Source organism: Variovorax sp. 01T432 (assembly GCF_056398605.1).
Genome location: NZ_JBFTPS010000003.1, coordinates 51,156 through 62,736, shown reverse-complemented (window position 1 = coordinate 62,736; position 11,581 = coordinate 51,156). Strand labels below are relative to the sequence as shown.

Annotated in this window: 10 protein-coding genes; 7 read left to right on the top strand and 3 right to left on the bottom strand. The window is 65.8% G+C overall.

All coding sequences use genetic code 11. From position 1 onward, the window contains the following. Positions 1-22: 22 nt before the first annotated feature. The 7 genes from fcl to AC1DNF_RS03075 are packed head-to-tail and all read left to right on the top strand — an operon-like array spanning position 23 to position 7,627. Complete coding sequence (fcl, locus tag AC1DNF_RS03105; RefSeq protein ID WP_478147079.1) at positions 23-988, top strand: GDP-L-fucose synthase; 966 nt, start codon at positions 23-25, stop codon at positions 986-988. 29 nt (positions 989-1,017) lie between these two features. Beyond that, positions 1,018-1,998, top strand: coding sequence for a hypothetical protein (locus tag AC1DNF_RS03100; protein WP_478147078.1), 981 nt, complete (start codon positions 1,018-1,020; stop codon positions 1,996-1,998). Then, positions 1,995-2,660, top strand: coding sequence for an acyltransferase (locus AC1DNF_RS03095; protein WP_478147077.1), 666 nt, complete (start codon positions 1,995-1,997; stop codon positions 2,658-2,660). The genes AC1DNF_RS03100 and AC1DNF_RS03095 overlap by 4 nt, the downstream gene beginning before the upstream one ends. Beyond that, positions 2,657-3,835, top strand: coding sequence for a glycosyltransferase family 4 protein (locus AC1DNF_RS03090; protein ID WP_478147076.1), 1,179 nt, complete (start codon positions 2,657-2,659; stop codon positions 3,833-3,835). The genes AC1DNF_RS03095 and AC1DNF_RS03090 overlap by 4 nt, the downstream gene beginning before the upstream one ends. Beyond that, positions 3,835-5,181, top strand: coding sequence for a hypothetical protein (locus AC1DNF_RS03085; protein WP_478147075.1), 1,347 nt, complete (start codon positions 3,835-3,837; stop codon positions 5,179-5,181). The genes AC1DNF_RS03090 and AC1DNF_RS03085 overlap by 1 nt, the downstream gene beginning before the upstream one ends. Beyond that, complete coding sequence (locus tag AC1DNF_RS03080) at positions 5,178-6,395, top strand: glycosyltransferase (protein WP_478147074.1); 1,218 nt, start codon at positions 5,178-5,180, stop codon at positions 6,393-6,395. The genes AC1DNF_RS03085 and AC1DNF_RS03080 overlap by 4 nt, the downstream gene beginning before the upstream one ends. Next, positions 6,392-7,627: a WcaI family glycosyltransferase gene (locus AC1DNF_RS03075; protein ID WP_478147073.1), complete on the top strand. Its 1,236-nt coding sequence runs from the start codon at positions 6,392-6,394 to the stop codon at positions 7,625-7,627. Before AC1DNF_RS03080 ends, AC1DNF_RS03075 begins: the two co-directional genes overlap by 4 nt. A gap of 76 nt (positions 7,628-7,703) precedes the next feature. Here the strand turns inward: AC1DNF_RS03075 and AC1DNF_RS03070 are convergent, their stop codons facing one another. Genes AC1DNF_RS03070 through AC1DNF_RS03060 form a run of 3 tightly spaced genes read right to left on the bottom strand, consistent with a single transcriptional unit; the run spans position 7,704 to position 11,577 of the window. After that, positions 7,704-9,956: a polysaccharide biosynthesis tyrosine autokinase gene (locus tag AC1DNF_RS03070; protein ID WP_478147072.1), complete on the bottom strand. Its 2,253-nt coding sequence runs from the start codon at positions 9,954-9,956 to the stop codon at positions 7,704-7,706. Then, positions 9,956-10,393 (bottom strand): low molecular weight protein-tyrosine-phosphatase, encoded by a 438-nt coding sequence (locus AC1DNF_RS03065; RefSeq protein WP_478147241.1) that lies wholly within the window; start codon positions 10,391-10,393, stop codon positions 9,956-9,958. The genes AC1DNF_RS03070 and AC1DNF_RS03065 overlap by 1 nt, the downstream gene beginning before the upstream one ends. Positions 10,394-10,410: 17 nt before the next feature. After that, positions 10,411-11,577, bottom strand: coding sequence for a polysaccharide biosynthesis/export family protein (locus tag AC1DNF_RS03060; protein WP_478147071.1), 1,167 nt, complete (start codon positions 11,575-11,577; stop codon positions 10,411-10,413). Positions 11,578-11,581 lie beyond the last annotated feature (4 nt).

The following is an 11,581-nucleotide window of genomic DNA, read 5'->3' as shown; positions in this document are numbered from 1 at the left end:
ACGCTCCGGCGGCGGTACTTCAATGAACGAGTTTCAAAAACGGATCTTCGTGGCGGGACATCGCGGCATGGTCGGCAGCGCGATCGTGYGCTGCCTGAAGAACCAAGGCTACGACAACATCATTTCCAGAAGCCACGCCGAACTCGACCTGACGGACCAGGCGCAGGTCCGGACCTTCTTCGCCGAGCAGAAGCCCCAGGAGGTTTATGTCGCCGCCGCGAAGGTGGGCGGCATCCATGCCAACAACACCTATCCGGCGGAGTTCATCTACTCGAACCTGATGGTCGAGGCGAATCTCATTCATGAATCCTGGCGCACGGGCGTGAGCAAGCTGCTCTTTCTGGGCTCGAGCTGCATCTATCCGCGTCTCGCCGCACAGCCCATGGCCGAGGACGCCCTGCTGACCGGCAAGCTGGAACCCACCAACGAGCCCTATGCCATCGCCAAGATTGCCGGCATCAAGCTTTGCGAAAGCTACAACCGCCAATACGGATGCGACTTCCGCAGCGTGATGCCGACCAATCTCTATGGGCCGGGCGACAACTATCATCCCGAGAACAGCCATGTACTGCCCGCGATGATTCGACGCTTCCATGAGGCCAAGCTGTCCGACGCGCCCGCCGTCGTCATCTGGGGCACGGGCACGCCGAAGCGGGAGTTCCTGTACGTCGACGACATGGCAAGCGCCTGCGTCCATGTGATGGGCCTCCCCCGTGCCACCTATGCAGCCCACACGGACGTCATGGCCAGCCATATCAACGTCGGCACCGGCGAGGATCTGTCGATCGCGGAACTCGCCCAACTGGTAAGCGAAGTCGTAGGGTATCGCGGTGCCATCCGCTGCGACGCGACCAAGCCGGATGGTGCGCCGCGCAAGCTGCTCGACATCACCCGGATTCGCCAACTCGGCTGGAAACCCGGCGTGAGCCTGCGCGCAGGCATTGAACGCGCCTATGAAGACTTCTGCAGCGAAGAACTCGTAGCCTGAGGGTTCTGTCCCCTGTGTCGGTGTCAGGCATGAACGCTTCTTCCGTTTCCATCATTCCACCAGGCACCGGCGGCGTGCGGGACTACGCGACCATGCTCAGCGATTCGCTGGGGGCGCCCCTGTTCGAACTGGCGCCCCACACCGACACTGCCGGAGTTTCAGGCGATCTGCTCTTCCTGCATTTCAGCGGCTATGGCTTCCAGAAGCGCGGTGTCCCCACCTGGCTCGTCCAGACCCTCAGGGACATGCGGCCGCGCTTCAACAAGGTCGGCATCGTCTTCCACGAACTCTTCGCGCCCTACGGCCCGCCGTGGGGTTCGGCGTTCTGGCTGGCGGGCATCCAGAAGCGCATCGCGCGCGAGTTGTTGATGCTGGCCGACTTCTGGGTGACCAACCGGGAAGGTTCCGCACGCTGGCTCTGTCAGTACTCAGACACCGCGCCGCACAAGGTGCTGCCCGTGTTCTCGAATGTCGGCGAACTCGACGCCTTCGAACCCACCCCTCGCCAGAACAGGATGGTGGTCTTCGGCAGCTCCGGCGTGCGGACGAACGTCTATCAGTGGGGCAACGGCGAGATCTTCCGCTGCGCCGCGCGAAACGGCCTGGAGATCCATGACATCGGCCCGCGGATCCAGGAGCCTGCGCTGCAGGCCCAGATGGCCCAGGCGGAAGTGGTGGTGCGCGGCAAGCTGCCTGCCGAGGAGGTGAGCGCCGCGCTCGCCGAAGCCAGCTACGGAGCCCTTGCCTATCCGGTCGACTACGTGGCAAAGAGCGGTGTGTTCGCCGCGTACTGCGCGCATGGCATGTGCCCCATACTGCTGTCGCGCGACTACGAAACCCACGACGGCCTCGTCGCACATCGGCACTACGCTCCTGGCTTCGACATGCTCAATGACACGGCAATCCAACCAACCCTGATCGGCCGGGAAGCCCACGCCTGGTACGCACCACATCGCGTGTCGGCGACGCAGGCCGCCGTCAAGGCCTTGGCCGAGGAGACCCGCCGATGAGCGATTTCCTCTACCTGTGGAGCCACCGCGAACAACCGCCGCTGTTCTCGAAACGCTGGCTTGTCGTCTGGGCGAAACGCACGCTGCAGTTCCGCGCCCTCCTGACCATCCTGCTCAGGCGCCGCAGCTTTCGCGCGCGCGGTGTCCAGGTCGGCCAACTGTCGATCCTCGACCGCTTCGAACTCAAGGGCCCCCCCGGCAACCTCAAGGTCGGCGAGCATTGCTTCATCTCCGGCTCAGCCGAGATGGTCGTGCTCGATACGATCACCATCGGCTCCCGCGTGGTCATCAATGACCGCGTCACCCTCCTGACGGCCAGCCACCACGTCGGAGACCCCGGCTGGCGTCAGTTCCAGAAGCCGATCCAGATCGACGACTATGCATGGATCGCCGTCGGTGCGACGATCCTCCCCGGCGTGAAGATCGGATACGGTGCCGTAGTCGGGGCCGGGGCGGTGGTTGCCAAGGATGTTCCACCCCTGGCCGTGGCCACGGGCAATCCGGCATCGATCCGCCTCGACGCCCGGCCGCCCGAGCTCCGCTACGATCCGGTGGCATTCCTGCCGGCCTATGAAGCATGGATCGGCCGCAATCGCGAGGAGCCTCTTTCGACACCTGCTACAACCGCGCCCCTGCACCGCGCCGACACGACGCAACCATGAAATCCATTCTCGTGACCCATCCGGGGCTCCAGCACTCTCACCAGTTGGCCCTGGCACTGCACGAAAGAGCGCTGCTCCAGTCGTTCTGGTCCGGCGTCCCCGTGGCCGCGGACGGCGAAGCCCCGCCGTGGTGGCTGCCGGCGAGCTACCGGATGAGGGTCCGGCAAGTCAACATTCCGGGCCCGATGCGGCGTCATCCCGTCCGCTTCCAGATTGCCATGCGGGCAGCGCACTCGGTCAACACGGGCCGCCCGAAGTCCGACCTCACGCATCGCATCTTCCACTGGTTCGATGCCTGGGCTGCGCGACAGATCTACCAGTCCAAGCCGAAAGTCGTCGTGGCCTACGAAAACGCGGCGTACCACACCTTCAAGGCAGCCAAGGCGGTCGGCGCGCGTTGCGTGCTCGATGCCGCAGCCTTTCACCATCGCACCGCCGCAGAACTGATAGGCGCCGACGACACACCCTATACGCCCGAGGTCAACAGGCGCAAGGACGAGGAAGTCAGGCTGGCCGATCTGATTCTCACCTGCTCGCCACTGGCCGCGGAAAGCTACGCGGCGAATGGCGTACCCGCGCAAAAGCTGCACCCCTTGCTGCTGGGAGCGGAGCCGCCAACGAACATGCCGGCCTGGAAGCGCTCGGAAGGCCCCTTAAGGTTTGTCTTTGCGGGCACGCTCTGCCGCCGCAAGTCGGTCGACCTGATCATCGAGGCCTTCCAGCGCCTGCACGCCGAGGGTCTGCCCTACGACCTCGAATTCGTCGGCGGGACTCCCGACAGCGCGCTTCTCGGCGCGGTCCTCGCAACCCCGAATGCGCGCCACACGCCCAACCTGCCCCAGCAGATGATGTACGCGGTGCTCGCGCAGGCGGATTGCCTGCTGCTGCCCTCGCGCTCCGATTCCTTCGGCATGGTCGTCGCCGAAGCCATGGCATGCGGAACGCCGGCGATCGTGTCCACCCAGACCGGGGCCAAGGCGATGGTCGAGGACTACCCGGGCAGCGGCTGGATCGTGGAGCCCGATGCGGACGGCATCTATGCGGCGGCGCGCATGCTCATCGAGAATCCGGCCCTGGCATTCGAGGCACGCGCCTCGGCCATGCGCTCCGGCCAGGCTTTTTCCTGGGCCAGCTACCGCTCCCGCGCCGGCCAGGTGCTGGAGGATTTTCTTTAATGAACACCTCGGTGGCCTCATTGCCCTTCGCGGCCAGCAAACCCGCTGTGCTGACCAGGGCGGGCTATGCGTTCATCGGCGTCCTGCTGGTCGTCGTGCTCGAAGGCGCGGTCCGCAAGTGGGCCTTCTCGGGCGCCACCCTTCCGCTCATCCTGCTGCGCGACCTTCTCGCGACCTACGTCATCTTCTACGCGTGGTCGAACGGCTCGCTCCGGCGACAGGGAATGGTCACCAAGGTCCTTCTCGTGTGGTCATGCATGGTCGTCGGTTGGGGCCTGCTGCAGCTGGTCAGCGGAGAAAGCTCGCCGATCGTGCTCGTGATCGGCCTGCGCTTCTGGCTGCTCTATATCTGGTTCGGCGTCGCCGCGGCGGCGACGCTCAACGAAGCCGACTACCGCGCCGCCGTCATGGTCACCGTCGGCCTCCTGCTGCTGATGGGCCCGCTCGCCGTGGTGCAACACTTCGCGCCGCCAGGAGCCCGCATCAACACCCAGATCGATGGCGATGAGGAGAGCGTATTCGTCGCGGTCGCCGGCGTTGTGCGAACCACCGGCACCTTCAGTTTCACACTCGGGTACGCCACCTATCTCGCCTTGGTCGCGCCGCTCGTCTTCGCCGTCGTCGCGGCGAAGAAGAGAACAAGAATCCAGTCCCTGTTCGTCCTGGCTGCCTTCGGCTTCTTCATCGTCGGCAGCGTCGTCAGCGGCTCGCGCACCGCCATCATCTATTCAACCGTGATGCTGATGACCTACTTCGCCGGCCGACTCTGGCTGTCGAAGGGCAAGGCCAAGGTCAGGGCGGCGATCGCCGTGCTTGCGGGGATCGCGATGGTCGCGGTGCTGCTCTTCGTGTTCAGCGATGCCCTGCTGGTCACCAACGAGCGCTTCGAGCAGGCCGCGGCGTCCGAAGACTTCTGGACCCGGGTGCTCACCATCTTCTTTGGCGAACCCTACACCTACGACATGATCACCTGGATCGGTCACGGACTGGGCCTTGGATCCAACCTCGCGACCTACGTGCGCACAGGCGGCGCCCAGGTCTTCGCCCTCGCCGAAGTCGAAGCCAGCCGCATCCTGCTGGAAGGCGGCCTGCTGGGCTATGCCTTCACCGCGCTCAAGGTCGTCGTCATCGTCGTCGGTGTCGGCAAGGCCCTGCGTCTGGCCTACAAGTCGCGCTCCGTCTTTCCCATCCTCCTGTGGATGACGGTGTCTTTCGCCATCCTCACCTGGTCCGCGGTCGGCCAACTCACCGCCCACGGCATGCTAGGTCTCATGCTGGCGTTCGGGTTGCTCGTCTTCAAGCATCCGAGGATCGACTTCTTCCCTTCGCGCAGTCCATCGGCGTGAAGATTCTTCACCTGATCTCCTCGGTCGATCCTCGAGACGGCGGCCCGATCGAGGGTGTGCTGCGGATCCACGAAGCGCTGGTCGCCCTCGGGCACCAGAGCGAACTGCTGTGCCTGGACGATCCTGCGTTGCAGTTCGTGAAGGACTGCCCCGCACCCGTGCACGCGGTGGGGCCCTGGGCCACCGGCTACCGCTACAGCGGCCGGCTCGTGGCGTGGCTGCGCGACCACGCCGGCGGCTACGACGCTGTCATCGTCAACGGCCTCTGGCAGCACCCCGGCTTCGCGGCGTGGCGCGCGCTCAGCCGGTCCGCGACGCCCTACTTCGTCTACACCCACGGCATGCTCGACCCGTGGTTCAAGCGGCGCTATCCCCTCAAGCACCTGAAGAAGTGGCTCTACTGGCACCTGGCCGAATACCGCGTGCTGCGCGATGCCGCCGGCGTCATCTTCACCTGCGAAGAAGAGCGCCTGCTGGCCCGCCAGACCTTCCGGAAGTACCGAGCGCGCGAGGTCGTCGGGTCCTACGGCACCTCCGCACCGCCGACGGATGCGGCGGGCTTGTCGGCATCGTTCCTCACGGCCTTTCCCGCGCTGAAGGACAAGCGCCTGCTGCTCTTCCTCGGCCGGTTGCACGAGAAGAAGGGCCCCGACCTCCTGATCGACGCCTTCGCCCGGGTACTGGGCGATGCGCCGGATCTGCACTTGGTCATGGCCGGTCCCGGTGACGAGAGCCTCGTCGCCCAGTTGAAGGCCCGCGCGACGCAGTCGGGCGTCTCCGAACGCATCACCTGGACAGGCATGCTGGCGGGCGACTTGAAGTGGGGCGCGTTCTACGCCGCCGACGCATTCTGCCTGCCTTCGCACCAGGAGAACTTCGGCATCGCCGTCGTCGAAGCGCTGGCGTGCGGCACGCCCGTACTGATCAGCGACAAGGTCAACATCTGGCGCGAGATCGAACACGATGGCGCCGGCCTGGTCGCGACCGACACGCTGGAAGGCACGGTCCAGACCTTGAGGCGCTGGCTGAGACTGCCGAGGCCGCAGGCCGATGCCATGCGGGCCGCCGCGCGGCGATGTTTCCAGCAGCGATTTCAGGTCGGCCAGGTCGCCGAAACCCTGGTCCAGATCATCAACGGCCACCCGCCGGAAAGCTCAGCCTCCAACCCGACCGGGGCCCCAGGCCCCTACCGGAAAGCCGTCCAGGATCAATGAAGCTGCTCGTCTACGGGATCAATTTCGCGCCGGAACTCACCGGCATCGGCAAGTACACGGGAGAGATGGTCGCCTGGCTCGCTGCCCAGGGACATGAGGTCCGCGTCGTGACGGCACCCCCCTATTACCCCGACTGGGCCGTCTGGCCCGGCTACAGCGCCACGCGCTACCGCCGCGAGACCTGGCAGGGCGCGACCGTGTACCGTGCGCCCCTGTGGGTGCCCCGCAAGGTGAACGGACTGCGGCGCCTCCTCCACCTCGGAAGCTTCGCGCTCACCAGCCTGCCCGCGCTGCTCGCGCAATGGAACTGGAAACCCGACATCGTGTGGGTGACGGAGCCGCCGCTGTTTTGCGCGCCGGCGGCACTGGCCTTCGCGCGGCTGCGATCGGCCAAGGCGTGGCTGCACATCCAGGACTACGAAGTGGATGCGGCCTTCGAGCTCGGCCTTCTCAAGGGCGCCAGGCTGCGCGCGCTCGTCGCCGCGGGCGAGCGTGCCTTGATGCGCCGCTTCGACCGCATCTCCACGATTTCGCTGCGCATGATGGAGCGCGCGACCCGCAAGGGAACCAAAGATGCGCGGCTGGTCTCGCTCCCCAACTGGGCCGACGTCTCGGCCATCCGGCCCTTGAAGGGGGACAGCCCTTTCCGCGCCGAGCTGGGGATCCGGTCCGACGCCGTCGTCGCGCTCTACTCCGGCAACATGGGCGCCAAGCAGGGCCTGGAACTGCTGTCGGAAGTCGCCGTCATGCTGCGGGACTACCCCGGTCTCGAATTCGTGTTCTGCGGGGGCGGGGCCGGCCGTGTCGAACTCATGAAGCGCTGCGAGAACCTGCCCAACGTTCGTTTCATGGATCTCCAGCCGGTCGATCGCCTGGGCGATCTGCTCGGTCTTGCGGACATCCATCTGCTGCCGCAACGCGCCGACGCCGCGGATCTGGTGATGCCATCGAAGCTCACCGGCATGCTAAGCAGCGGGAGGCCCGTCGTCGCCGGCGCGCGTCCTGAAACCGAACTCGGTCAGGTCGCGGCCCAGTGCGGGATCGCCGTGCCGCCAGACAATGCCAAGGACTTCGCCGAAGCCATCGTCTCGCTGGCCTCGCAACCCGAGCTCCGGCGCGAACTGGGCCGACGCGCCCGCGTGTTCGCCGAGCAGCGATTCGACCGCGATGCGGTGCTGGGCCAGTTCGAGCGCGACCTGCTGACCTGCGTCACCGACAGGCCGCCCCGCTGAGGCGGCCGCGCCATCCCCTCGGGGATGGCGAGTCGCGCGCGGCGAAAATGCAGTGAAGGGCCCGCAGGCCCTTCGATCACTGCTCTTCCGGCAGGATGCTTTCGTAGTTGTAGTTCGTATACCGATAGCGGCCGTACTTGTAGGCGGCGTACGCCCTGCGTCCGACGTCCATCGCATTCAGCAGCACGCCCGTGGCGGCCTTGCCGCCCATGGCAAGGCGACGCGTGCTTTCCTTGATCTCGCCCATGGTCGACTCGTCGGCGCGCGCCACCAGCAGCACCGTGCCCGCGTGGCCAGCCACCGTGCTCGTATCGGCAGCCACCAGCACCGGCGGCGTATCGATCACGACCAGGTCGTACTGCTCGGACAGGCGTTCGAGCGTGCTCTTGAAAGACTCCGACACCAGCAGTTCCGCAGGGTTCGGAGGAAGCTGCCCCGTGGCCAGGAAGTCCAGGTTCGGAACCACCTGGCGGTGGACCGTCTGCTGGATCGTCAAGCTCCCGGCGATCAGCTCGGACAGCCCGCCGTGGCGCTGCAGGCCGAAGTACTGGTGCGTATGGCCCCGACGCAGGTCGGCGTCGATCAGCAAGGTGCGCCGGCCGGCCGCCGCCATGAGCGCGGCGAAATTGGCAGTCACGAAGCTCTTGCCCACGCCGGGCGTGGGTCCTGTGATCATCACCCGGTTGTTCGCCGATTCCAGCATCGCGAACTGCATTGCGGTGCGCAGGCTGCGCAGGCTTTCCACGGCCGGGTCGTCCGGATTCTCGACGGCCAGCAAGCGGACACCCGTGGCGCCGCTCAACCTCCGCTTGGAAATCGAATCCTGCGCCGAGCTCAGAGGGATGGTCGAGAACACCGGCAGACCGACTTCCGCTTCGACCTCGTGCGGATCGCGGATGCGCTGCTCGACGAAGGAATTCCGGATGAACGCAACGACGATGCCGAGGAACAGTCCCAGTGCCAGCGAGGCGGCGAGGATCACGTTGCGGTTGGGCTTCACGGGGAACTGTGGCACCACCGCTTCGTCGAGCACGCGCACGTTGCCGACCTTGCCCTCCTTCACCAGGCGGACCTGCATCGCATTGTTCAGCAGCCCCTGGTACAGGTCGGTGTTCACCTTCACGTCGCGCTCCATGCGCACAGCCTCCTGCTGCAGCGCGGGCAGCGCCTTGATGCGCGCCTGGATGTCGCCTATCTCGTTCTTCAGGGCGGCGATCTGCGCATCGAGCGTCTGCACGGCGGGATGGGCGGCCGTGAAGCGGGCCTCCAGCTCTCGCCTACGCTGCTGCGCATCCAGCAGCTTGCTCTGCCGATCGACCGCCTGGCCCAGGATCAGCGTCGCTTCCTCGGTGAAGACCACGGTCCCCTTCTGGTTGCGATAACGGTTGTAGGCCTCCTCGGAAGCCTCCAGCTGCTTCTTGAACAGCGGCAGCTGGACATCGAGGAAAGCGAGCGTCTTCTGCGCTTCAGCCGCCTTGCGCTCGACGTTCTGCTTGACGTACTGATCGCCCACGGCATTCAGCACGCGCGTCAGACGGTACGGGTCCGTATCCTGCAGCGTCACGCTGATGATGCCGGACAGCTTGCCGCGCTCGGCCAGGTTGAGGCCAGCCTGCAGACCCAGGGTCGTGGACAGCTTCGAGAGCCGGCGCAGATTGAACTGGGCGCCGGGCTTGCCCGCGAGATCGCTCACCATCAGTTCGACCGGCCCGTTGGCGCTCTGCGTCTTCAGCAGCGTGCCCACGGATCCGGTGACCGGCTCCTTCAGGCCGGGGCCCTCGACGGTGTACTGGTTGCCGGCCATGGCCGTCACCGTGAAAAGCGCGCCTTCCATCGGCGTCGGCACATCGAAGCTCGACACCGCGATGCGTTCCAGGCCCGACACATACCCCTTGAAGCCCAGGAAACCGGGATCAGACAAGCCGGTCGCGTGCCGCGCCATCCAGCCGCCCACATAAGGCACATAGCGCGGCGTGGAGACGATGTAGAGCTTGGTCGCCTCCACCGCCTGGCCGGCGATCCTGCGCGAGCGAAGAATCTCGATTTCAGCGGCGGCCGGTGTCTTCACGTCGAACAGGCCACCCGCCTCGCTCAGGATGCCCTTCGAACTCGTGTCCGGGTCCTCGACCTGGACCACGAGATTGGATTCGTAGGTGGGTCGCTCCAGGAACGCATAGGTCGCGCCGATGACGAATACCACGGCGGCGATGAAGATGATCAGCCATTTGTTCGACAGCAGGACATCGATGTAATGCCCGAAGTCGAGATCCTCCTCCTCCGCGGCAGTCGTCGGAGTGGGATTGGTTTTTGGAGTGAGAGAGGAGTTCATCAACTGGATACTCTTGAAATACGTTTGACCCACTGCTGCGAACCGTCGTCGATCAGCGCAAGCGATTGCTGGAACACGCTGCGACCCGCGCGGTAAGGATCAGGCACGTCCTGATCGCTGAACTCGCAAAGGCGAAACACCTTGCCGGCCGCGAAGAGGTAGCGTTCGACGACCTCGCGGCGCTGTTCCCGGTCCATCACCAGGATCAGGTCGGCCTGCTGGCACATCTCGCGGCCGATCTGCCGCGCGCGATGGGCCGCCAGGCTGATGCCGCGCGCTTCCATCAACTCGCAGGCGATCGGATCTGCACCCTGGCCGACCAGCGCGTTGAGCCCGGCGGAGCTGACCTGCACGCCCGGCAGTGCCGCCGCCACCAGGCTTTCGGCCATGGGGCTGCGGCAGATATTGCCGATGCACACGATGAGGACGTTGCGGATAGCCACGGTGTGCTGGGCTAGGGCGTCGCGTTGGAAGAACCGAGGGCGCGATATGCCGTCCCCGTCGTGGCCGTGGGCAGGATCAGGTTCAGGACACGGTTCCACTGCACCAACGGCACGCCGTCGACATAGACCACGTCCTTGGCCCGCAGCGCGAAGCCGTCCGCCATCGCCAGCGCGGTGGGCGTGCGGGCATCCAGGTGGAAGATCGACTGGCCGCCCTTGTCCTCGTTGCGAATCACGTAGATCTGGCGCGGATTGGCGAAGTTCAGGTTGACGCCGCCGACCTCTGTCAGCGCGTCGTTCAGGCTGAGCCTGCCGTTGCGCATCATGACCCCCATCTGCTGCGTCACCTCGCCCAATACCGAGACCTTGCGCTCGTCGCGTCCGCGAACCAGGATCATGTCGCCCGACTTCAGGGGGATGCGCGAGGGGTCGATGCCCGCATCGGCCATCGCCACCAGATCGAGCTGGGTCGTCTTGCCATCGCGTGTGAGGCTGATGGCGGAGCGGTCGCCCGTCGGCTGCAGGCCGCCGGCACGATTGAGCGCCTCGGCCAGCGTCATGGGAACGTCCGTGAAGATCATCAGGCCGGGCTGCCGCACCTCGCCCTCGATGTAGGCGCGCTTGCTGCGGAATGCCTGGAGGCGAACGTTGAGCTGCGGATCCTTGAAGACCCGCGACAGCCTCTTCACCAGGACGTTCTCGAGCTCTTCCACGGTCATGCCGGTCGCCTTGAGCGTGCCCACGTAGGGGAAGCTCAGCTGGCCCGTGCTCGAAACGATGAAGCCGGGCGCCGGCGACACGCTGGAGGGATCGGCCACGGTGGTGGCGGGCGTGCCGCTGAACACGATCTCGGGGTGATCGTAGACCACGATGCCGATCACGTCGCCGGGCCCGATCCTGTAAGGCTCGGGCTCACCGATCAGTGCCTTCACTTCGGGGCTGACGCTGCTCTGCGCGATCGCGGCTCGCTGCGCCCGGATCAACTGCGGTGTGATCTCGGTGATGGCACCCGGTGGTGGCGGATCGATGTCGGCCGTGGAATAGCCGGCAGGCGAGACGGCGAGCGCCGCATCGCCGCCGGACGAACTGAAGCCCGGCGCCAAGGGAGCGCAGCCCTGCAGCAGCAGACCTGCCGCCGCAACCCAAGCGGTATGTATTAGATAACGTCTCAAAACCATCTCC

Coding starts and splice junctions, on each gene's coding strand:
- AC1DNF_RS03100 (WP_478147078.1), top strand. CDS start 1,018: ATGAACGCTTCTTCCGTTTCCATCATTCCACCAGGCACCGGCGGCGTG.
- AC1DNF_RS03095 (WP_478147077.1), top strand. CDS start 1,995: ATGAGCGATTTCCTCTACCTGTGGAGCCACCGCGAACAACCGCCGCTG.
- AC1DNF_RS03090 (WP_478147076.1), top strand. CDS start 2,657: ATGAAATCCATTCTCGTGACCCATCCGGGGCTCCAGCACTCTCACCAG.
- AC1DNF_RS03085 (WP_478147075.1), top strand. CDS start 3,835: ATGAACACCTCGGTGGCCTCATTGCCCTTCGCGGCCAGCAAACCCGCT.
- AC1DNF_RS03075 (WP_478147073.1), top strand. CDS start 6,392: ATGAAGCTGCTCGTCTACGGGATCAATTTCGCGCCGGAACTCACCGGC.
- AC1DNF_RS03070 (WP_478147072.1), bottom strand. CDS start 9,956: ATGAACTCCTCTCTCACTCCAAAAACCAATCCCACTCCGACGACTGCC.
- AC1DNF_RS03060 (WP_478147071.1), bottom strand. CDS start 11,577: ATGGTTTTGAGACGTTATCTAATACATACCGCTTGGGTTGCGGCGGCA.